The 22,359-nt window shown below is 71.3% G+C and carries 11 protein-coding genes; 7 read left to right on the top strand and 4 right to left on the bottom strand.

The window, feature by feature from the left end; genetic code table 11:
* Nucleotides 1-18: 18 nt before the first annotated feature.
* Nucleotides 19-1,623: a YifB family Mg chelatase-like AAA ATPase gene (locus WMF20_RS15115; protein WP_437614262.1), complete on the bottom strand. Its 1,605-nt coding sequence runs from the start codon at nt 1,621-1,623 to the stop codon at nt 19-21.
* Between the two features lie 525 nt (nt 1,624-2,148).
* On the opposite strand from WMF20_RS15115, the gene WMF20_RS15110 reads away from it, so the two are divergent.
* The 6 genes from WMF20_RS15110 to WMF20_RS15085 all read left to right on the top strand — a co-directional run bounded on the left by WMF20_RS15110 (nt 2,149) and on the right by WMF20_RS15085 (nt 10,888).
* On the top strand, nt 2,149-2,628 hold the full coding sequence (locus tag WMF20_RS15110; protein ID WP_437614260.1) for a hypothetical protein: 480 nt from the start codon (nt 2,149-2,151) through the stop codon (nt 2,626-2,628).
* Nucleotides 2,629-2,984: 356 nt separating this feature from the next.
* Nucleotides 2,985-5,045 carry a hydantoinase/oxoprolinase family protein gene (locus WMF20_RS15105; protein WP_437614258.1) on the top strand — a complete coding sequence of 687 codons (2,061 nt, stop codon included), beginning with the start codon at nt 2,985-2,987 and terminating at the stop codon, nt 5,043-5,045.
* A gap of 34 nt (nt 5,046-5,079) precedes the next feature.
* A complete protein-coding gene (locus tag WMF20_RS15100) occupies nt 5,080-6,801 on the top strand; it encodes a hydantoinase B/oxoprolinase family protein (protein ID WP_129575005.1) in 1,722 nt (573 codons plus the stop codon).
* Nucleotides 6,802-6,832: 31 nt separating this feature from the next.
* Nucleotides 6,833-8,374: a hydantoinase/oxoprolinase N-terminal domain-containing protein gene (locus WMF20_RS15095; protein ID WP_437614256.1), complete on the top strand. Its 1,542-nt coding sequence runs from the start codon at nt 6,833-6,835 to the stop codon at nt 8,372-8,374.
* 10 nt (nt 8,375-8,384) lie between these two features.
* Nucleotides 8,385-9,482, top strand: coding sequence for a DUF917 domain-containing protein (locus WMF20_RS15090; protein WP_129575003.1), 1,098 nt, complete (start codon nt 8,385-8,387; stop codon nt 9,480-9,482).
* Nucleotides 9,483-9,553: 71 nt separating this feature from the next.
* A complete protein-coding gene (locus tag WMF20_RS15085; RefSeq protein ID WP_437617124.1) occupies nt 9,554-10,888 on the top strand; it encodes a purine-cytosine permease family protein in 1,335 nt (444 codons plus the stop codon).
* Here WMF20_RS15085 and WMF20_RS15080 read toward each other — a convergent pair.
* Together WMF20_RS15080 and WMF20_RS15075 are read right to left on the bottom strand one after the other, a co-directional pair.
* Nucleotides 10,851-13,313, bottom strand: a complete 2,463-nt coding sequence (locus WMF20_RS15080) for a SpoIIE family protein phosphatase (RefSeq protein ID WP_437614254.1) — start codon at nt 13,311-13,313, stop codon at nt 10,851-10,853. The genes WMF20_RS15085 and WMF20_RS15080 overlap by 38 nt on opposite strands.
* A 17-nt stretch (nt 13,314-13,330) precedes the next feature.
* A complete protein-coding gene (locus tag WMF20_RS15075; RefSeq protein ID WP_129575000.1) occupies nt 13,331-13,708 on the bottom strand; it encodes a hypothetical protein in 378 nt (125 codons plus the stop codon).
* Between the two features lie 601 nt (nt 13,709-14,309).
* On the opposite strand from WMF20_RS15075, the gene WMF20_RS15070 reads away from it, so the two are divergent.
* On the top strand, nt 14,310-17,105 hold the full coding sequence (locus WMF20_RS15070) for a beta-propeller fold lactonase family protein (protein WP_437614252.1): 2,796 nt from the start codon (nt 14,310-14,312) through the stop codon (nt 17,103-17,105).
* Nucleotides 17,106-17,195: 90 nt separating this feature from the next.
* Here WMF20_RS15070 and WMF20_RS15065 read toward each other — a convergent pair whose 3' ends face one another.
* Complete coding sequence (locus WMF20_RS15065; RefSeq protein ID WP_437614250.1) at nt 17,196-22,190, bottom strand: AAA family ATPase; 4,995 nt, start codon at nt 22,188-22,190, stop codon at nt 17,196-17,198.
* Nucleotides 22,191-22,359: the final 169 nt, after the last annotated feature.

Raw genomic sequence — 22,359 nt, 5'->3', positions numbered from 1 at the left:
TTTTGTGGCGCGGCAGGCTCAGGCGCCGGCCGCGGCGGTGACGGGCGGAGGCCCGGAGGCGGCCTCGCGGTCGAACAGCCGCGCGCCGATCGCCTCGGCCACGTGCGCCGCGCGCACGGCAGCGCTCCTGTCCATGTCGGCGAGCGTCCGGGCGACCCGCAGCACCTTGGTGTACGCCCGTGCCGAGAGGCCGAGCCGCTCCACGGCCGACGCGAGCACGCGCGCCCCGGAGACGTCCGGCATGGCCACGCGCGCGAGATCGCGCGGGCCGAGCTCGGCGTTGTGCGTCGCCGCGACCTCCCCCGCCTCGAAGCGCGCGCGCTGCGCGGCCCGGGCCTCGACGACGCGCGCCCGCACCGCGGCCGAGCTCTCGGGCGCGTGCAAGGGCGCGCGGCCGTCGTCCTTCGCCGACCCGAGCGGCGCGCACAGGTGAGCGACGTCGACCGGCGGCAAGGCGATGTGCAGATCGATGCGATCGAGCAGCGGCCCGCTCAGCCGCGCGCGATAGGCGCGCACGCGGTCGAGGGAGCAGACGCAGCGATTCCCGCGATCCCCGTAGAAGCCGCACGGACAAGGGTTGATGGCGGCGACCAGGATCGGACGCGCAGGGAAGACGACGCGGGCGCGCGCGCGACAGAGGGCGACCGTGCCCTCCTCGAGGGGCTCGCGGAGGGCCTCGAGGACGCCGCGACGGAACTCGAGGAGCTCGTCGAGGAACAGGCAACCATGGTGGGCCAGGGAGACCTCGCCCGGGCGGATCGGATCGCCGCCGCCGACGAGGCCCGCGGCGCTCACGGTGTGGTGCGGGGCGCGGAAGGGGCGCGCCGCGACGAGGCCCCGATCAGGGGAGAGCAGCCCGGCGACCGAGTGGATCGCGGTGATGTCCAGCGCCTCCTCGTAGGACATGGGCGGCATGATCGTGGGCAGCCGGCGAGCCAACATGGTCTTTCCGCTGCCCGGCGGGCCCAGCATGATGAGGTTGTGTCCGCCGGCGGCCGCGATCTCGAGGGCGCGGCGCGCCCCGTGCTGGCCGCGGACCTCGGCGAGATCCACCGCCGCGGCGCCGGGCTCGGCGACGATCGTGGCCACGGAGCCGGCGCCGGGGAGGGCCTTGTTGCCGCGGAGATGCGCGACGACCTGGCCGAGGTGCTCGGCGATGAAGACGTCGACGCCGGCCACGCTCGCCGCCTCGCGCGCGTTGCCGTGAGGCACGATCGCGCGCAGGATCCCCTGCTCCGCCGCGCCGCGCAGCGCCGGCAGGACGCCGCGCACCGGGCGCACCGCGCCGCTCAACGAGAGCTCGCCGAGCAAGCCGATCTGGTCGAGCCCTCCGGCCGGGACCTTGCCGAGCGCGGCGAGCGCGGCGATGGCGATCGCGAGGTCGTACGCGCCGCCGCTCTTCTTGAGGTCTGCCGGGGCGAGGTTCACGGTGATGACATACTCGTCGAGCTCGATGCCGAGTTGCTGGAGCGCGGCGCGGACGCGCACGCGGCTCTCTCGGACGCTCGCCTCAGCGAGGCCCACCATCTGAAAGAACGAGGGGCCGCGGCCCGAATCGACCTCCACGCGGATGGGGTGGGCGTCGAGCCCGAGCAGCGAGAACGTGAGCGCCGTGGCCTGCATGTCCGAGCCCTTTCGCGAACAACGTGCCAGGCAGGGACGCACGCAATTTCAGGGACTTACGGGCAGCCAGGGGTGGCGGATGCGGCGGAGGGGGTGGCGGCCGCCAGGGGCGCCGGGACCGAGGCGCTCGCGGGACCTCCGGCGCACCCACGTTGGGTTCGCGGCAGGTCGACGCGGCCGCTCTCCGCTCCTCTGGCAGGTAGCCCTTGGCCCGTTCCGCACCTCCTTACGTGCGACAGGCGTGTTTGGTCAGGAATAGCAAGAAAGGTTCTCACGAATGCTCCGGCCGGTGGACGGGCCTCCTCGGACGAGCATCGATCTCGCGACTTGATGGCTCGCCAACTCTCCTCGCATCGAGTAGAGAGGAGCGGATGCCGGGAACACCGCACGAGGTGCTCATCGTCGCGCTGCGGGACCGTCCAGCGCTGCTCGCCGACCTCTTCCAGCGGCTCACCGGTATCCCGTTCGGCACGCCGGCGGAGGCGGTCGATGCCACCGTGCGTTTCACCAGGGCCATCGAGGTTCGTGGAGCTCACCGAGCAGCACCTCACCGACGAGCCGTTGCGAGACGCGCAAGCACGTGCGATCCTGGCCGTGCTGAGCGACGCCATGCTCGCCTCGCTCAGGGAGCTGGCCATGGATCCGAGCAAAGTCCCTGAAACCCAAGCGTCTCGACGTTTCCGGCTCTTCTTTGAGAAGCGCGGGAGAGCCGAGGGCAAGATCGAGGGCAAAATCGAGGGCAAGCAGGAGGCCCTGCTCGCCGTGCTCGACGCGCGCGGCCTGTCGCTGACGGCGGAGGAGCGCGCTCACATCAAAGCCTGCACCGTCCCGGCGGAGCTCGATCGATGGATCGCCCGCGCCGCAACGGCCGCCTCCATGAGCGAGGTGTTCGCGCCGGAACCGGTCAGGGCGGCACAGCGCTCGACCCCGGGGAATCGCTCGCGCGTCCCGGAGCGGAAGGGGCGTACGTCGCCGACCCCGCGGAAGCCGACGCGGTCGTCGTAACGAACGCGCCGGCTTCCCCGGCCGGCATCCGCGGGCCACCGACCGCAGGCTGCCGTCAGCACCGGAGAGGTCCTGGACGCGCTCGCCCTGCGTGTGCGCGCATCGGCGCGCCCTCCCCGCGCGGGGCGACTGCTGCTCGGCACGCATGCTCGAACCTTCTGCCGTCGCGCCTTACGCGCGTGCGCGAGCCCCCTCATTGACACGGCTGCGCGCAGAGCACAGAGAGCACAGGGAAGGTCCGAGCCAGAACGAATGCGCTGCCATGGTGCCCCGGCGGGGGCGATCCGGCGAGGCGGAGCGGCCGCTGATCGCCCCCCGCAGCCTCGATCGCCCGGCCCGCGCAGGAGGACGTGCTCATGCGTGTTGCCAGCGATATCGGCGGGACGTTCACCGACCTCGTCGCCTTCGATGAGGAGACAGGAGAGATCTCGCTCGCCAAGGTCCCCACCACACCGGACGATCTCACGCGAGGTGTCCTCGAGACCCTCGATCCGGCGCGGATCGACGCCGCCCGCATAGGGTCCTTCATCCACGGCACCACCCTGATCATCAACGCCCTCACCGAGCGCAAAGGCGCCCGGACCGGGCTGCTCACGACGCGGGGCTTTCGCGACGTCCTGGAGATCGGCCGGGCCAACCGGCCGGACATCTACAACTTCTCATTCCACAAACCCGAGCCCTTCGTCCCCCGAGATCTCCGCCTCGAGGTCACCGAGCGGCTGAACCACAAGGGCGAAGTGCTGACGCCGCTCGACGAGGACAGCGTGCGGCGCGGCGTCCGCGCGCTCCTCGACCGGGGCGCCCGCGCGATCGCGATCTGCTTCCTGCACGCCTACCGGAACCCGGCCCACGAGCGCCGCGCCGCCGAGATCGCCCGGGCAGAGGCCCCCGCCACGCCGGTGACCGCGTCGTCCGAGATCACACGGGAGTGGCGCGAGTACGAGCGCACGAGCACCGCGGTGCTGAACGCCTACGTCCAGCCCCTCGCCGCCGCGTACCTGAGCGGCCTGGAGAGCAGATTGACCAGGCGCGGCGCGGCCGGTTCATCGCTCCATGTCATGCAGTCGAGCGGCGGCATCACGACGTTCCCCGAGGCGAGCGCCGCGCCCATCCGCCTCGTCGAGTCCGGGCCTGCAGGCAGCGTCCTCGGCGCCATCGCCCTCGGGCAGCTCCTCGGGGAGCGCGACATCATTTCCCTCGATATCGGGGGCACGACCGCCAAGTGCGCCGTCCTCCAGGGCGGAGAGGCGCGCGTCACCACCGAATACAAAGTGGAGTGGACCCCGACGTCCCCCGGATACCCCCTCATGATCCCGGTGATCGATATCGCGGAGATCGGCGCAGGCGGCGGCTCGATCGCCCGTATCGACGAGGCCGGACGGCTGGAGGTCGGCCCGCGATCGGCAGGCGCTGTGCCGGGGCCGGCCTGCTACGGTCGAGGTGGAGAGGAGCCGACCACCACCGACGCGAACCTCCTGTGTGGCCGCATCAACCCCGCGTACTTCCTCGGCGGCCGCATCCTGCTCGACGTGCAGGCCGCCCGCAGGGCGATCCACCGCATCGCCGCGCCCTGCGGCGTCACCGAGGCCGAGGCCGCGCGCGGGGTCGTCCGCCTGGCAAACGCGATGACGGAGAGCCTGCTCAGGCGCGTGACCGTCCGCCGCGGGCACGATCCGCGGGAGTTCGCGCTCGTCGCCTTCGGCGGCGGCGGCTCGATGCACGCCGCGGCCCTGGCGCGAAGCCTCCGGATCCGACGGGTCATCATCCCGGTCGCACCCGCGCATTTCTCGGCCTGGGGCATGCTCATGGCCGACGCGCGGGCCGACCTCGTGCGGACCGCGCTGGTGCGCGCCGAGCCCTCGCAGTCAGCCGCGCTCGCCGCTCTCCTCCGGGAGCTCGAGCACGAGAGCAGCGCCCTCGTCTGTCGGGGAGGGCTCGATCCGGCCCGCGTCTCCGCGCGCCGCTTCGCCGAGATGCGTTATGCCGGTCAGGAGCATACCGTCAAGGTCCCCCTCCCCGACGGCACGCTGGACAGCGCTGCGCTGAACGAGACCCTGGGGCGCTTCCAGGCCCTCCACGAGCAGCGTTACACGTTTCGCCTGGACGCGGCCGTGGAGATCGTGAGCCTCCACGTCGCAGCCGTCGGCGCCGTGGACAGGCCGCGTCCGGCGCGGCTCGATCGCTCTCCGCCGGATCCCACGCCCGCGCGCAAGGGCGCGCGCGCCATCGACTTCGACGAGCTCGGCGTGCTGGAGAGCCCCGTGTACGAGCGCGCTCGTCTGAGGCCGGGCATGCGCGTCGAAGGACCGGCCGTCGTCGAGGAGCCGGCCGCCTCGACGATCCTATCTCCAGGAGATCGCCTCACCGTGCACGAGCAGGGCAGCTTCCTCGTCGACATCGACGCCTCCGCCCGGTGAAGCGCGCCTCGACCCCTCAGCCGACGGATTTGTCATGAGCACGAGAACGAGGATCGATCCCTTCACGCTCGAGATCATCAAGAACGAGCTCATCGCTGCGGGCGACGAGATGTTCCACGCGCTGCAGCGGGCCGCCATGAGCCCCATCATCTACGAGGTCCTCGACTATGCCGCCGGGCTCACGGATGCGCGCGGAGACCTCCTCACCCAGGGCAACGGGGTCGCCGACTTCATCGGCGCGCTGAGCTTCGGCGTGGCCCACGTCCTCGACAAGTTCGGGAAAGAGCGCCTGGCCAGCGGCGATGTCGTCCTCCTGAACGATCCCTACGTGGGCGGCGGCACGCACCTCTCCGACGTCGCGCTGATCATGCCGATCTTCCACGAGGGCGAGCTCGTCGCGTTCGCCGTGGACAAGGCGCATTGGACCGAGGTGGGCGGCAAGGATCCGGGCTCCTGGACCACGGACGCGACCGATGTGTTCCAGGAGGGGCTCCAGTTTCCTGGCATCAAGCTCTTCAATGCCGGCAGGCCCGACGAGGGGCTCCTCGAGCTCATCCGGGCCAACGTGCGCACGCCCGACGCGACGCTCGGCGACCTGTACGCCTGCGTGGGCGCGCTGCGCGTGGGCGAGCGCGCGCTGCACCGTATCCTCCGCAAGTTCGGCGAGGGGACCGTCCTCCACGCCATGCAGGAGCTCCTCGGCGAGGGAGAGCGCAGGGCTCGCCTGGAGCTGGAGAGGCTCCCCCGCGGGACGTACGAGGCGACCGACTTCATCGACGACGACGGCGTCGGGAACGGGCCGTTCGAGGTGCGGGTGAAGGTGACGATCGACGACAGCTTCCTCTGCGACTTCACAGGGACGAGCGCGCAGGTGCCGGGGCCGATCAACTGCGGCCGCACCGGCCTGCATTCCGCGGTACGCCAGGCCTGGAAGGCGATCACCGATCCGCTGCTCCCGACCAATGAAGGCGTATTCCGGCTCGTCCGGGTCGTGTGCCCTCCGGGGACGATCTTCACGGCCGACAGGCCGGCCCCGGTCTCCACCTACTGGGAGACCATGCAGTACGCGACGGATCTCGTCTGGAAAGCCCTGGCGCACCTCGCCCCGCGCCGCCTGACCGCCGGACACTTCCTCTCCGTCTGCGGGACGATCATCCATGGCATTCACCCCGACGACGGCACCCCCTACCTCCTCGTCGAGCCGCAGGCGGGCGGCTGGGGGGCCGGCGCGGACAAGGACGGCGAGAACGGCCTCGTCTGCGCCGGCGACGGAGAGACCTACATGATCCCCGTCGAGATCTGCGAGGCCCGCTACGGGCTCCGCGTCGAGCAGTATGCGCTGGATATCGTGGACGGCGGGGCCGGCGAGCGGCGCGGCGGGCGAGGCCTAGTGCGCGACTACCGCATCACGTCGGCGTGGGCCAAGGTGACCGCGACCTTCGGTCGGCATCGATTCCCGCCATGGGGCCTGAACGGCGGCCAGCAGGGCTCGCCCAACTACCTGGAGCTCGTGCACGAGGACGGCAGTCGGACCGCGCTGGGCAAATGCGCCCGCCACCTCCTCAAGCGGGGTGAGCTCTGCCGGCTGCACACGGGCACCGGCGGCGGGTACGGCGATCCGGCGCGGCGGAGCCGCGAGCGCGTGCTCGAGGATCTGCGCTGCGGCTACATCACCGAGGAGCAGGCCAGGCGCGATTACGGCCTCGACCCTGCGCATGAGCCAGCAGCCAGGGCCCTCCCCTCCGAGGAGGGATGAGCCTCACGGCGTCCTGCGGAGGTGACCGCTCATGCGCATGGGCATCGACGTCGGCGGAACCAACACCGACGCTGTCATGATGGACGGCAGCGAGGTCGTGGCGAAGGTCAAGGTGCCGACCACGACCGAGGTGAGCTGCGGTGTCCTCGACGCCGTGACGCGCCTGCTGGCGCGAGCGCGGGTACCGGTCGGCCAGATCCACGGCGTCATGGTCGGCACCACCCACTTCACGAACGCGCTCGTCGAGCGCCGCCGGCTGCAGGAGGTCGCGGCGGTGCGGCTCGGGCTGCCGGCGACCGCGGCCCTGCCGCCCATGGTGGACTGGCCTCTCGATCTGCGGAGCGAGCTCGGCGACCACGGCTTTCTCGTCCACGGAGGCCACGAGTTCGACGGTCGCAGGCTGTCGTCCGTCGACGCCGACGAGCTGCGCCGCGTCGCCCGGGAGATCGGCCGAAGGGGCGTCCGCTCCGTCGCGATCACGAGCGTCTTCTCACCGGTCAACCCCGAGGCCGAGCTCGAAGCCGCGGCGATCCTGCGCGAGGTGCTGCCGGACGCGTCGCTCAGCCTGTCGCACGAGATCGGCCGGATGGGCCTCCTCGAGCGCGAGAACGCGTCGATCCTGAACGCATGTCTCAAGGATCTGGCGAAGACGACCATCCGCGCGCTCCGTGAGTCGCTGGCGCAGGCCGGCGTCTCGGCGCCGCTCTACCTCGCCCAGAACGACGGCACCCTGATGAGCGCCGACCGAGCGGAGCATTCTCCGGTGAGCGCCCTGTGCTCCGGTCCCACGAACTCGATGCGCGGCGCCGCGTTCCTCACGGGCCTCACGGACGCGATCGTGGTCGATATCGGCGGCACCACCACCGACGTGGGCGCGCTGCGCCGCGGGCTCCCGCGCGAGGCGTCGATGACGCGAAAGGTGGCCGGCGTGCGCTGCAACCTCCGCATGCCCGATGTGCGCTCCATCGGGCTCGGCGGAGGCACTCGCGTGCTCGACGGCCCTCTCCGGATCGGGCCGCGGAGCGTCGGCCACGAGCTGGCTCGCCGAGCGCTGGTGTTCGGCGGCGACACGTTGACAGCCACCGACATCGCCGTGGCCGCGGGGTTCGCCGCGATCGGCGACCGCGCGAGGGTCGCGCATTTGCCAGGCGAGCTCGTCGCGCGCGCGGCCGAGCGGATCCACGAGATGGTCGAGGCCGCCGTCGACCGGGCCAAGCCGGCGGCGGGAGGCATGCCGGTGGTCCTCGTGGGCGGCGGCGCCTCGCTGATTCGCGGGCCGCTCCAGGGGACCTCCGAGATCATCAGGCCTCAGCACGCCGAGGTCGCCAACGCGGTCGGCGCCGCCATCGCGCAGGTGTCCGGCGAGGTGGACCGGATCGTCAGCCTGGAACGCGTCTCCCGGGAAGACGCACTGGCCGAGGCGCAGGCGGAGGCGATCGCGAGGGCCTCCGCCGCCGGCGCCGACCCGGCCAGCGTCCAGCTCGTCGACGTCGAGGAGGTGCCGCTCGCCTACCTGCCGTCGAGCGCGACCCGGATCCGGGTCAAGGCGATCGGCGATCTCCGGAGCGCGTGAGGAGGCCGGCATGGGGCTCGTGCTCGAGCGCAAGGACCTGCGCGACCTGTCCCTCGGCGCCGCCTTCCTCGGCACGGGCGGCGGCGGAGATCCCTACATCGGCCGGCTGATGCTCGAGCGCGTGATGGCGGAAGGGCGCCGCGTGGAGATCGTCCCCCTCGGAGAGGTGTCCGACGGAGATCGCGTGATCCCCACGGCGATGATGGGGGCGCCGACCTGCCTCGTCGAGAAGATACCCAGAGGCGACGAGAGCGCGCTCTCGCTGCGCCGGCTGGAGGCGTTCCTCGGCGTCCAGGCGACGTGCACCATGCCCGTCGAGGCAGGCGGGATGAACGCGACCGTCCCGCTCATCGTGGGAGCGCAGCTCGGGCTGCCTGTCGTCGACGCGGACGGGATGGGCCGGGCCTTTCCCAACCTCTACCAGGATACGTTTCATGTCCACGGCGTCCCCGGGACGCCGATGGCCATCACGGACGAGCACGGCGATACGGTGATCCTGACGGCGTGCGACGACTTCCGCAAGGAGTGGATCGCCCGCGGCGTCACGATCCGCATGGGAGGCTGCGCGCACATCGCCGAGTATCCCATGGATGGGCGGACGGCGCGGCGAACGGCCATCGCTGGCACCCTGAGCGTCTGTCTCGCGATCGGGAGGGCGATCCGTGAGGCGAACGAGCAGCACCGCGATCCGTTCGATCGCCTCGTCGGCACCCTCCGCGACACACCCTACCGTCACGCCCGCGTCCTCTGGACCGGCAAGGTGATCGAGGTCTACCGCCGCACCACCGAGGGCTTCGCCAGGGGCTGGGCGCGGCTCCGGGACACCGAGGGATCCGGGGAGACGCTGGACGTGCTGATCCAGAACGAGAACCTGGTCGCCCGCGCCGGGACGCGCGTCCTGTGCAGCGTGCCCGATCTCCTGTGCATCCTGGATCGCGAGACCGCGGAGCCGATCACCACGGAGGCGCTGCGCTACGGGCAGCAGGTGAAGGTCGTGGGCGTCGCCGCGCCGCCGATCCTGCGCGCGCCCGAGGCGCTGGAGGTCTTCGGGCCGCGCGCCTTCGGCATCGATCTCGACTTCGTTCCCATCGAGGAGAGCGCGCCGTGAGCGCGCGCGACGGGCGCGAGGCTCCGCGCGGGAGCCAGCGCCACGGCCGCGGGGCCGCGGCCCGGGCCTCGATCGGGCGCGACGACTTCCCCCTGGCCCGGGTGCCCGAGGCCGAGCGCTACCCGTGGTGGAGCGTGGCCGTCCAGCGGTTCGGCGAGCTCTCCGCGCTATCTCAGCTCCTCCTCGGCGCCACGCTCGGTTTTCACATGACCTTCTGGAACGCCTTCTGGGCGCTGACGCTGGGTGTCGTCCTCCTGGAGATCACCGCGGTGCTCACCGGAGTCGCCGGCCAGCGAGAGGGCCTGTCCACGTATGTCCTCGCCCAGTGGGCCGGCCTGGAGCGTCACGGCTCCTCCCTGTTCGGACTGTGCACGGCGGTGAGCCTGGTCGGGTGGTTCGGTGTCCAGAACGCCATCTTCGCCGAGGGCCTCGCGGCGCTCGCCGGCGCGGGCCTGCCGCTGTGGGCTTATTGCATCATCACCGGCGCCGCCGTCACGCTGATCGTGATCTACGGGTTCCGCTCAATGGCCTGGACCTCGTACATCACGGTTCCCCTCTTCCTGGCCCTGAGCGCCTGGGCCATCCGGAACGCCCTCGCTCGGCACGAGCTGGCCGATCTCGTAGCGATGCCCCCGAAAGGAGAGCCCATGAGCGTCGCGGCCGGCGCGACCCTGGTGGCCGGCGGGTTCATCGTGGGTGCGGTCATCACCCCGGACATGACCCGCTACAACCGTTCGGCGGCCGACGTGGCCAAGCAGACCCTCGTCGGGGTGACCCTCGGCGAGTACACGATCGGGCTCACCGGCGTGCTCCTGGCGCACGCCGTCCAGAGCGCGAATGTCGTCCACATCGTGACGACGGAGGTCGGGGTCGCCGGAGCGGCGATCCTCGTGACGGGCACGTTGAAGATCAACGACTGGAACCTGTACTCGGCTTCCCTCGGCCTGGTGAACACGATCCATCAGACGGTGGGCCGCCACGTCGGGCGGGGCGCGATGACGCTCGCGGCCGGCGCCGCAGGGACGGCGCTCTCGATCGCCGGGATCCTGGAGCACCTCATCGGATTCCTCACGCTGCTCGGGGTCACCTTCCCGCCCGTCGCCGGCATCATGATCGCCGACTACTACGTTGTCCGCCGGCATCGCGCGGCGCTCGAGCGCACCCGGTCCGCCGGCTCGCTTCCCCCGCAGGTGGAACCCCCGAGCCTTCGCCCGCTCCTCGCCTGGGCAGGCGGGGTGGCGGCGGGACACCTCGTCCCTGTCGGCATCCCGGCCATCAACGCGCTCCTGGGCGGCTTCCTCGCCCACGTCGCGTTGAGCCCGGGACGTGGACCTCGATGGCCTCGGGCGCTCGCTGGCCTCGGGCGCGCTACTCGGGCGCGCGATACCTCGCCACGACGATCGTGATGTCGTCGTCCGGGCTCGGGCACCAGCCCTCGACCGCCTCGAGGATCCGGTCGCGGATCACCTCGACGGGCGCCGTCTGGACAGCCTCGATGATGGCGCACAGCCGCTCCAGCCCGAACTGCTCGTGCTGCGCGTTGCGCGCCTCGGTCACGCCGTCGCTGTAGAGCACGAGCACGTCCCCGTCCTCCAGGAAGAGCTCCGCGTCCCGTGTCATCGCCCCGATCTCGGGCAGCGCGCCGATCCAGACCCCGGAGCTCGCGATGCACGTACAGCGTCGGGTGCGCGCCGAACACACGATCATGTCGTCGTGCGCGCCGGCGAACGTCACGCGCCCGCTGCGCTCGTAACGGAGCAAGAGGAGCGTCGCGTGCTCGTCGCGGTCCAGCCGGCCGCGGACGTTCTTGTAAACCGCCTTGTTGAGCGCGACGACGACCCTCGCCGGGCTCGCGCTCGGGTCGTTGGACGTCAGCGCCGACACCATGCTCTGGATCATCAGCATGATGAGGCCCGCCGCGAGCCCGTGCCCGGCCACGTCGCCGATCCCGAGCCAACCGCCTCCGGGGGTCGCGAGCACGTCGTAGTAGTCACCGCCGACCTCGGCCGCCGGCTGCATGGCCGCGCAGAGCTCGAGCCCCTCGATCGAGAGCTGCTTCGGCACCAGCGCGGTCTGGATGCGCGCCGCGACATGGCTCTCCTGGCGCACTCGCTCCTGCTCCAGGCGCTCGCGCAGCTCCACCTCGCGCACGACCTCCCGGTGCAGCGCCGCGGCCTTGACCGCGGAGCCGAGCTGGACCCGCAGCACGTCGTAGCTCATGGCGCTGGCGCGGCTGTCGAGCACCGCGACGCCGAACGTCTCCACGTCGCCGAACGCGACCGGGAGCACGACCATGCTGCTGCGCTCCGCGCCGCCGAGGAACCCCGGCGGCGCGAGGCGGCGCGCCGGGAAGCTCAGGGGCGGCGCCTCGACCTCGCGGCCATGATCCATCAGGAACAGCGGCCGCAGCGAGGCGCGCTGGGCGTCGTCGTAGAGCGACACCGCCACGTGCGAGAGCTGCATCCGCGGCAGCTCCGACGCCAGCAGGCCCTTGAGGACAGGTAGGCTCAAGCACGCGGCGAACCCCCGCGCGCCGTAGATCACGTCGATCGCGGCGAGCTCCACGCGGAGCCGCTGCTCGCCCTCGACGTGCACGGACTCGCTCCCGATCAGGAGCCGCGCGGCGTGCCAGAGCGGCTCCAGGGCCGCCGCGTCGCCGCCCGCGGGGGCCGGCCGAACCCGCTCGCGCAAAAGGGAGATCACGGCCTGGAACTGGTCGAGGAGCACGCCCTCGCGCCTCGCCTCGTCGAGGAGCGCCTGGAGCGCGCGCAGGAAGCGGCCCCGGTCGCCCGCGAGCTCCTCCTCCAGCGCGGTCAGCAGGTCGCCCGCCCAGCCGTCGAGGGCGCCGATCGGGATCGCCACGCTCCTCCTGAGCGCGCTCTCCAGAGGCGCCCGCTGGTCGGAGACCGGGCGCGGATAGCCCTGCACGGGCGGCGACGGCGGGAGGATCGTGTCGCCCGCGCGGTAGCCGCAGCCGCAGGACTCGCGCTGCGTGAGCTCGACCTCCGCGAGCTCCAGCGCCGGGACGGCCTCGCCGCCGATCAGGCGGAGGATCGTGCTCACCGCCATCCCCCCGAGGCGCTTGATCGGCTGATGCACCGTGGTGAGCGACGGCTTCGTGAAGCGGGCAATGCCGACGTCATCGAAGCCGCACACGAGGACGTCCTCGGGGATGCGGAGCCCCTCCGCCTTGAGCACCTCGATCGCCGCGAGCGCCATCTTGTCGTTGGCGGCCACCACGGCGTCGAACTCGGCCCCGCGCGCCAGGATCTCGCGCATCGCCTCGCGCCCGGTCGGTATCGTGAACGCGCCGACCGCCACGAGGCGCTCGTCGCAAGGGAGCGCCCGCGCCGCGAGCGCCCTCCGGTACCCGCCGGCGCGCAGCTGCGCCTCCTCGCTGCTCGACGGCCCGCCGATATACGCGATGCGCCGGCGCCCGTGCTCGTCGGCCAGGTGCGCGACCGAGATCTCGCTCCCGAGGGCGTTGTCGACCATGAGGCTCGGGACTCCATCGATCGCCGTCCCGATGCTGCACACCGGCAGCGGCGCGAAGGACCGGCAGAACGCCCGCATGACGTCGACGCCGCCGTAACCGGAGAGCGTCGACGAGGCGACGATGACGCCGTCGGCCGTGTCCGGACCGATGAGGTGATAGAAGGTGCTCCGGTCCGCCTCGTCCGGCCGGAGGGCGCTCGACGGGTCGCCGAACGCCGTCAGGAGGTTGACGTCGTGCGCCTCGGCCGCGCGCTCGACCCCGGCGCGCAGCTCCGACTGATAGTCGCCGACGACATTGTCGACCAAAAACGCGATCGTCCGGCGCTTCCTCGTCATGGCCTCGGGCCCTCGGCTCATGCGTCGGCGATCGAGACGAGCTCCGGGCACATGCGATCCAGGGGCCTGAGGCTCCGGCGCTGCCACGCGAGCTGCGCGTCCGTCACGAACCGTATCCTGCATTTCATGCCGTGACCGACGAGGCTGCAGATGAGGCTGACGAACGCCTTGAGGCAGCTCGAGCTCATGAAGCACAGCCCGCGCACGTCGAGCTCGAGCGTGCTCACCGAGAGGCGCGCCACCTCGCCCTCCAGGGCCTTGACGTACCTGCTGAGCGGCGCGGCCGCCGCCATGTCCCCCCTCCCGGTGAGCTTGACGCTGAGGGTGTCGTCCCTCAGGGCCGGCTCGATCCCGAAGCTGTCGGTGACGAGAGGGTCCACGCGCAAGCTCCTCATAGCGTCTTCATCCCTCGACCGGCGCGCCATGCCCGCCAGATCGCCTCCCTCGGTCATGCAGCCACAGCTGGCCCGGTGGTCGATACGAGCCCTCCAGCCTACAGCGTCCTCGCGCTGGATCCAATCCCCTCCTGCGCGCACCGCCGTTCGGAGCGCGACCCGCGCGCGCAATTCGTGCTCTCCATCACAGCCGAGCCCGCCCCCCCGCTCCGCCGATGCCGCGATCCCCGCCGGCGCCGGCGACGCGACGCGGTCCACCGGCGCTGAGCGCGACTCACGTAGCTCGCGCAACTCAAGTAACTCACGCAGACGAGCGATCACGCCGCCTCGCCTCCCGCGTCGCACACACGTCCAGCCGCGGCGCCGCGCCGCACCGCGCGCCGCCGCTGTCGAGGCCTACATCAGCGACAGATACGCAAGATCTGCGAGAGCACGAGAGCGCGAGAGCACGAGAGCACGAAAGCACGAAAGCACGAGAGCACGCGCATTTGCAGAAAATCGCGCCGAGCTTCTTTGCATGCTTGAACAATCATTTGATCTTGTCTTACAGTCTTGGATTGTCGTTGTGGCTGGGGAGCCACTCGACACCACGGAGGCATCCATGACTCGATTGCCCGGTTCACGGTGGGCGACGCTAGGCGCTCTCGTCGCATCCCTGACTGCAGTATCGCTCTCCGGGGCCCCGGCGCTCGCCGCGCCGTCGTTCACCGCCTTCGAGAGCGGCCAGGTCCGCCCGCTGGCCATCTCACCCGACGGGAAGCTGCTCTTCGCCGTCAACACGCCGGACAACCGCCTCGAGGTGTTCCGCATCGGCAGCGGTGGCCTGGAGCACCGCACGTCGATATCGGTCGGCCTGGAGCCGGTGGCCGTCGCCGCCCGCAGCAATAACGAGGTCTGGGTCGTCAACCACCTGTCGGACAGCGTGAGCGTCGTCCAGCTGGGCCTCGGCGGGCAGACCGGGCGCGTCGTGCGCACGCTGCTCGTGGGCGACGAGCCGCGCGACATCGTGTTCGCCGGTCCGGGGCGAAACCGCGCCTTCATCACGACGGCCCACCGCGGCCAGAACGTCCCCTACGACCCTCAGTTCACGACGCCCGGCGTCGGCCGCGCCGACGTGTGGGTCTTCAACGCAAACCAGCTCGGCCAGTCGCTCGGGGGTAATCCGCTCAACATCATCACCCTCTTCAGCGACACGCCGCGCGCCCTCGCCGTGACCCCGGACGGCACCCGCGTGTACGCGGCGGCGTTCCACTCCGGCAACCGCACCGCCACCGTCAACGAGGCGCTGGTCCCCGACGGCTTCGGGCCGAACGGCGCGCCGGGGCCCAGCACCAACTTCGAAGGCGTGCCGGCGCCGGAGGTCGCCGTCATCGTGAAATACGACGGCGGACACTGGTACGACGAGCGGGGCAATCTCTGGGACGACCAGATGAGGTTTTCGCTGCCCGACAAGGACGTCTTCGTCATCGACGCCATGGCGAACCCCCCGGCGTGGATCAGCGGAGCGCAGGGCTTCTTCTCCGGGGTCGGGACGATCCTCTTCAACATGGCCGTCAACCCGGTGAACGGGAAGGTCTACGTCGCGAACACCGAGGCCTTCAGCCAGCAGAACTTCGAGGGGCCCGGCCTCTTCGCCGGCGAGACCACGCGCGGCCACCTGCACGAGAGCCGGATCACCGTCCTCAGCCCGGGGAGCGTCGCGCCGCGGCACCTCAACAAGCACATCGACTACAGCACCTGCTGCGCCCCGGTCCCCAACGCCGAGAACGCGAAGAGCCTCGCGTTCCCGCAGGAGATGGCCGTGACCCGCAACGGCGCGACGCTGTACGTCGCCGCGCTCGGGTCGAGCAAGATCGGCGTCTTCAGCACCGCCGCGCTCGAGAACGACACGTTCGTGCCGAGCACCGCGAACCAGATCCCGGTGAGCGGCGGCGGGCCGACCGGCCTCGTGCTCGACGAGAACAGGAATCGCCTCTACGTGCTGACGCGCTTCGACAACTCCATCTCGATCATCAACACCACAACGAAGACCGAGGTGGGACACGTCCCGATGTACAACCCCGAGCCGGCCAGCATCGTCAACGGCCGCCGCTTCCTCTATGACGCCTCGCTCACGTCGAGCCACGGCGACTCGGCCTGCGCGAGCTGCCACGTCTTCGGCGATCTCGACGACCTGGCCTGGAACCTCGGCAACCCCGACGCCCCCGTCGTGCCGGACCCGGGCCCCTTCCCGTTCGGCCTCTACGACGTCATCTTCAACCAGGAGATCACGGACCCGATCTTCCACCCGATGAAGGGGCCGATGATGACGCAGAGCCTGCGGGGCCTCGCCAACCACGGGCCGATGCACTGGCGCGGCGACCGCACCGGGGGCAATCTCGAGCCGTCGGCGCAGCCGGACGACGGGGCGTTCGACGAGCGGGAAGCCTTCCGGCAGTTCCAGGTCGCGTTCGCCGACCTGCTCGGGCGCAGCGGGCCCCTCCCCCCCGAGGACATGGAGGCCTTCACCGACTTCATGCTCCAGGTCACCTACCCGCCCAACCCGATCAGGAACCTGGACAACTCGCTCACGCCCGATCAGCAGGCAGGGAAGGAGTTCTACAACGGCCCCGTGGTCAACTCGATCGCGAGCTGCGGCGGCTGCCACGTGGTCGACCCGGACGCCAACCCGGGCGACGACTTCCCCGGCTTCTTCGGGACGAGCGGCGCCTCCGTCTTCGACTTCCAGACGCAGCTCTTCAAGATACCGCAGCTCCGCAACGTGTACACCAAGGTCGGCGCCTTCGGCCTCGCGGATATCCCGTTCGTCTTCCTGTCGCGCGACAACCAGCACGTGGGAGACCAGATCCGCGGGTTCGGCATCCTGAACAACGGCACCGTCGACACGATGTACCGGTTCTTCTCCGCGATCGGGTTCTCCGACCAGTTCCCGAACAACCCCGATGCCCTCCCCTTCACGCCGGCGGGCGACGTGCTGCGCAGGCAGCTCGAGGCCTACGTGCTCGCCATCGAGAGCAACATGGCGCCGATCGTCGGCCAGCAGGTGACGCTCACGCACAACAACAGCGCGGTGGCCGGGCCGCGCATCGACCTGCTCATGGATCGCGCCGACGTCGGGGAGTGCGATCTCGTCGCGAAGACCCAGGGATTCCTGCACGAGGTCGGGTTCCTCTACGTGGGCAACGGCCACTTCCTCGCCGACCGGCAAGTCCTCCCGCCCATCAGCGACGCGGTGCTCCGCCTGCTGTCCACCCAGACGCACCACGATCTGACGTACACGTGCATGCCGCCCGGCTCGGGCGCGCGCGCCGGCATCGATCGCGACAGCGACGGCTTCCTCGACGGGGACGAGCGCGACGCCGGCAGCGACCCCGCCGATCCGAACAGCACGCCCTGACCCTCCCCGACGCCGCCGCGCGCGCCGCGTGCGCGCGCGGCGGCGCCGCCCGCACCACCTAGGCGGAGCGCGCGCGGCGACGCCGCGTGATCACGCCTGCCGCGACGCCCCTGGCCGGCGCCCGGACGAGCCGGCCAGCCCGTTCGGGCCCAGCGCATACGCGATGCTGCTCTGCAGCGTCCCCATCGTCACGATCGACCCCAGGAAGACGTTCTGCTCCACCAGCGCGCGCGCCACCTCGGGCCGCACCCCCGAGAGCACCGTCTTCGCCCCGAGGAGCTGCAGCGCCTTGGCCGTCTTGATCAGCGCGTCCGCCACCGTGGCGTCGACCTGCGCCACGCCGGTGATGTCCAGGATCACCACCTTGGCCTGCCTCGAATGGAACCCGGTCAGCGCCGTCTCGAGCACCTGCTGCGCGCGATCCCCGTCCATCGCCCCGACGATCGGCATGACCAGCACGTCGTCCGTGATGGGGATGATCGGCGTCTGCCGGCGCATCATCTCCTGCTGCAAGAGCGCCCGCTCCGCCTCGGACGCGGCGCGCAGCTCGAGCTCCCGCTGCAGCTGCTCGTTCGAGCGCTGCAGCGCCTCGGTGCCCGCGCGGATGCTCGCGATGAGCAGCGCGTTCTCCAGCGCGATGGCCGCCTGCGAGGCGAGGAGCCCGCAGACCTCGACCCTGCCGGGCGTGAACGCCCGCTGCACCACGTTGTTCTCCAGGTACAGGAGCCCCGCCGAGCGCCCCTGGTGCGTCATCGAGAGGCACAGGATCGAGCGCGGCCTCCGCTCCGCGACGTACGGGTCCGCCGCGAAGCGGCTGTCGTGCCGCGCGTCGTTCACCACCACCGGCTCCCGCGTCCTCGCGACGAGCTGGACGACGCTCGTCGGGACCTCCCTGCCGTCGAGCGCCGGGATCGACAGCCCCGTCTCCACCACGTCGGGATCGACGCGCATCGACGCCACGATCGCGAGCTTCCCGTCGCGCTCGAGGATCAGCGCGCCCCGCTGCGCCCCCGCGTTCGCGACCACGCTCCGCATCAGCCGGTCGAGCAGCCGGTCGAGCACGTTCTCGCCCGCGACCGCCTGCATGGCCTTCACGACCGTCGCGACGTCGAACGACTCGGTGCTCCCCCGGCGCGTCACCGTCGTGCCGACCACCCGGGGCGGCTGCGCCTCGCCGAGCGACGCCGGATCGAGCAGCTGCTCGTGCTCCTTCGCGAGGTGCTCCGCCTTCGCGACCGCCCCCCACCGGAGGTACGCCCGGTACGCGTCGACCATGTGCCACCGCGCGATCCGCTCCCGCCCCCGCTGCAGGTAGAACCGCGCGCACAGCTCGTGCGCGAGCGCCTCCTGGTGCGTGAACTGGCTCTGCCGCGCCCCCTCGATCGCCTGATCGTAGAGCTCCGCCGCCTCCGCGTCCTCGCCGAGGACGCGCGCCACCTCCGCCCCGATCAGCCGCTCCTTGTGCGCGTAGTTCTCCGGCGCGTGCCGCGCCCAGCCCGCGATCTTCGCCCGGTGCTCCGCGACGGCCGCGAGGTGCCGCTCCCGCTCCTCCGCCGTCGCCGTCGCGCACAGCGCGAGCAGCGCGAGGCTCAGGTAGAAGGGGATGTCGTTCGCGAGGAACAGGCCCATCGCGCTCCCGCTGTGCTTCTCGGCGCGCGCCGCCATCAGGAGCGCGCCCTCGGCGTCGCCGTACAGCACCGCGAGCACGAGCATGTTCACGAAGTACCAGCACCGCGGCAGCTCCTGCGCGGGCGCGAGCCCCGCGAGGAACGCGCCCTCGTCGAACGCGCCGTCGCTCAGGCTCCTCAGCCCGGTCGTCCTGCCCTCCAGGCACGCGATCATCTGCTGCGCGACGACGAGGACCGGCGTGCCGAGCGGATCCTGCGTCCGCTGCAGGAACCGCAAGAACCCGGTCAGATCCTCGCGGAGCGCGCCGAGCTCGTGGCCCGAGCAGAGCTGGATCGTCACGATGTTCAGGCAGGCGTACGCGCCGAAGCTGAAGTCGCCCGAGCTCAGCCCGGCCTCGTACGCCTTGGCGAGGCACGCGACCGAGGCGCGGACCGGCTCGAAGAGGTGGGACGGCGCGCCGCACACGACGTACGCCTTGCACTGGAGCTCCACCCCCGCGGGCCGCTCGCAGAGCGCCAGCGAGACGCCCTGGAACTGCCGCGCCTCCTCAGGCCGCCCCATCCCGCCCGCGAGCAGCAGGCAGTAGATGCCGTACGCGCACGCCGCCGCGGGCGAGTTGCCGTACCTCAGCGAGAGGTTGACCTGGGTGGCCGCGATGAGCGCGAGCAGCGCCGGGTTCAGCGTGTACGCCCCCGGGATCATCGCCGCCAGGAGCCGCAGCGCGGCCAGCTGCTCCTCGTCGCCGACCCACGGCGCGTCCGCGAGCTCCTCGATCCGGCGGCCGGCCAGGTGGACCGGCACCTCCGCGAGCGCGGCCCCGAACGCCGCCTGGATCGCCTCGAGCGGCTCCGGCAGCTCGATCCCGAAGAGCGCCACGCCCTCGCGGCCGACCCGCAGCACGTCCTCGAACTCCCCGCGCATCGTGTGCACGAGGATCCGGAGGTTATAGACCTCCGCGCGCTCGAGGCGCGAGCGCGCGTGCGCGAGGAGCTCGCGGATCGAGGCCTCCGCCTGCTTCTCGTTGCCGCTCAGCCACTCGGACTCCGCCCGCTCCCGGTGCAGCGCGAAGCAGAGCGCGTAGTCCTCCTCCCACCCCCGCGGCCCGAGCAGCGACAGCCCCGTCCTGAAGTGCTCGGACGCCGCCGCGTGCGCCATGGACGCCTTGGCGCGCTTCCCCACGGTGAGGTTGAGCCGCGCGAGCTCCAGCTGCTCCGCCCGGTCCTCGATCAGCGCCGCGCCGATGTTGCAGTGGCTCGCGACCTTGAACAGATCCTCGTCGCGCGACTCCTCGCTCAGCTGCGCCCGCATGAGGCGGCCGATCCGGAGGTGCACCTCCTGCTTGCGCGCGTCCTCGATCAGGCTGTAGGCCGCCTGCTGCCCCCGGTCGTGCAGGAACCGGTACCGCACCGAGAGCGGCAGCTCCGCCGGCGCGCCGCCCGGCGCGTGCAGCAGCCGGTAATCGGAGTCGAGCGGCAGCACGATCCCCTCGCGCAGCGCCTCCCAGAGATCGGCCGCGACGTCCGCCGGCGGCATCTCGCGCACGGTCGCCAGCGTCTTCAGATCGAACTGGTGGCCGATGCACGCGGCGAGCTGGAGCACGAGCTGCGTCGCCGGCGAGAGGCGCTGCATCTTGTCGATGAGCAGATCGTGCACGTTCACGGCGCCCCAGCGCTGCCGGATCGCCTCGAGGTCCCACGTCCACCGCCCGGCGCCCGGGTCGAAGGACACGAGCCCCGCCGCATGGAGCTCCTTGAGCAGCTGGCTCAGGAAGAACGGATTGCCCTTGCTCGTCGCATACAGCACCTCCGCGAGCGCCTGCACCTGCTCCGGGCGCGCGCTCAGCGCGTCCGCGACGAGCCTCTGCACGTCCGCGAGCGAGAGCGGCGGGAGCAGGAGCTCGCGCCGCGGGACGCCCGCGGCCTTGAGCTCGCCGAGCCAGATCATGAGCGGCTGTCCCGCGATCGCCTCCTGGTCGCGGTAGGCGCCGATGATGAGCAGGTAGGCCCCGCCCGGATCGGTCAAAACGACGTGCAACAGCTTCAGCGAGGCCGGGTCGGCCCACTGGAGATCGTCGAGGAAGAGCACCACCGGGTGCTCCGCCGACGTGATGACGCGCAAGAAGTCCTGGAACACCAGGTTGAAGCGGTTCTGCGCCTCGTTCGGCCCGAGCTCGGCCACCGCGGGCTGCGGCCCGATGATGAGCTCGAGCTCCGGGATGAGCTCCACGAGGATCCGCGCGTTCTTCCCCACCGCCGCGAGGAGCTTGTCCTTCCACTGCTCGAGCGACTCGGCCGGCTCGGTCAGGAGCTGTCGGACGCGCTGGCGCAGCGCGCCCGCCACGGGCGCGTGCGGCATGTTCCGGCTCAGCTGATCGAACTTCCCCTCGATGAAGTGCCCGCGCCGCTGCGCGACCTCCTTCTGGAGCTCGTTCACGAGCGCCGATTTCCCGATCCCGGCGCCGCCCGCGATGAGCAGGAGCTCGCACCGGCCCCCGCGCGCCCGCTCGAAGGCCGCGAGCAGCTCGGCCATCTGCGCGTCGCGCCCGTAGAGCTTCTGCGGCAGCCTGAGCTCGCTCGAGACATCGCGCGATCCGAGCTCGAACGGCTCGATGCGGCCGGTCGCCTCGAGCGCCGAGAGGCACGCGTCCAGATCGGCCTTGAGGCCGGTCCCGCTCTGGTACCGCTCCTCGGCGACCTTGGACATCAGCTTCTGCACGATGTCGGACACCGCCCTCGGGATCTCCGGCGAGCGCTCGCACAGCGGCGTCGCGACCCGCGCGATGTGGCTGTGCATGAGGTCGACCGGCTCCGCCGCCTGGAAGGGGAGCACCCCGGCGAAGAGCTCGTACAGCGTCACTCCCAGCGAGTAGAGGTCAGTCCGGTAGTCGATGACGCGGTTCATTCGGCCGGTCTGCTCCGGCGACATGTAGGCCAGCGTCCCCTCGAGCAGGTCCGGGCGCTCCGCGGCCAGCGTCTCCTCCGAGAGCCGCGTCGAGCTGCCGAGGTCCGTCAGCTTGACCTGCCACGTCTCCGGGTTGACCAGGATGTTCTGCGGCTTGACGTCCTTGTGGATGACGTGCTTGCCGTGCACCGCCGCCAGCGTGCCGGCCAGCGACGAGGCGATACGCAGCTTGGCCTTGAGGTCGAGCGGCGCCGAGCGGGCGAGCTTGTCAAGCGGCACCCCCGGGAAGTACTCCATCACGAGCGCCGCCCCGCCCGGGATGCTCTCCAGCCGATGGGCGCGAACGACGCTATCGATGTTGAGGTGACGCGAGATCTCGAGCTCGTGTCGGAGCTGCGCGACATGCCGCTGGCCGGGGCGCTCACCCTTCAGCACCTTGATCGTCACCGGGGTACCGTCGGCGTCCCGCTTCGCGCGGTAGATGACGGTATCCGCGGTCTCGTACATCAGCTCAACCAGTGTGAAGGGCAGATCCTCGATCCTGGTCTTGCGCATGGTTTGTCGATGGTTGCATGGGCCGAACGCCCATGGCAAGCGCTTAAGCTCGCTGCGGCGAGGCGGGCGATGTGCGCTGTGGTGCGGTGATCGCGAGTCCGATCGGCGCGATACCGCAGCTCGCGGAGCGTGGGTGGGCCGGAGAACGGTGGGTCTCGGCGCGGGGCGA

The sequence above is a fragment of the Sorangium sp. So ce834 genome (genome assembly GCF_051521425.1).
GTDB lineage: Bacteria > Myxococcota_A > Polyangia > Polyangiales > Polyangiaceae > Sorangium > Sorangium cellulosum_D.
Note: the sequence above shows the minus strand (reverse complement) of the source record. Positions and strands in the feature narration are given on the sequence as shown.

Coding starts and splice junctions, on each gene's coding strand:
- WMF20_RS15115 (WP_437614262.1), bottom strand. CDS start 1,623: ATGCAGGCCACGGCGCTCACGTTCTCGCTGCTCGGGCTCGACGCCCAC.
- WMF20_RS15105 (WP_437614258.1), top strand. CDS start 2,985: ATGCGTGTTGCCAGCGATATCGGCGGGACGTTCACCGACCTCGTCGCC.
- WMF20_RS15100 (WP_129575005.1), top strand. CDS start 5,080: ATGAGCACGAGAACGAGGATCGATCCCTTCACGCTCGAGATCATCAAG.
- WMF20_RS15095 (WP_437614256.1), top strand. CDS start 6,833: ATGCGCATGGGCATCGACGTCGGCGGAACCAACACCGACGCTGTCATG.
- WMF20_RS15090 (WP_129575003.1), top strand. CDS start 8,385: ATGGGGCTCGTGCTCGAGCGCAAGGACCTGCGCGACCTGTCCCTCGGC.
- WMF20_RS15080 (WP_437614254.1), bottom strand. CDS start 13,313: ATGACGAGGAAGCGCCGGACGATCGCGTTTTTGGTCGACAATGTCGTC.
- WMF20_RS15075 (WP_129575000.1), bottom strand. CDS start 13,708: ATGAGGAGCTTGCGCGTGGACCCTCTCGTCACCGACAGCTTCGGGATC.
- WMF20_RS15070 (WP_437614252.1), top strand. CDS start 14,310: ATGACTCGATTGCCCGGTTCACGGTGGGCGACGCTAGGCGCTCTCGTC.
- WMF20_RS15065 (WP_437614250.1), bottom strand. CDS start 22,190: ATGCGCAAGACCAGGATCGAGGATCTGCCCTTCACACTGGTTGAGCTG.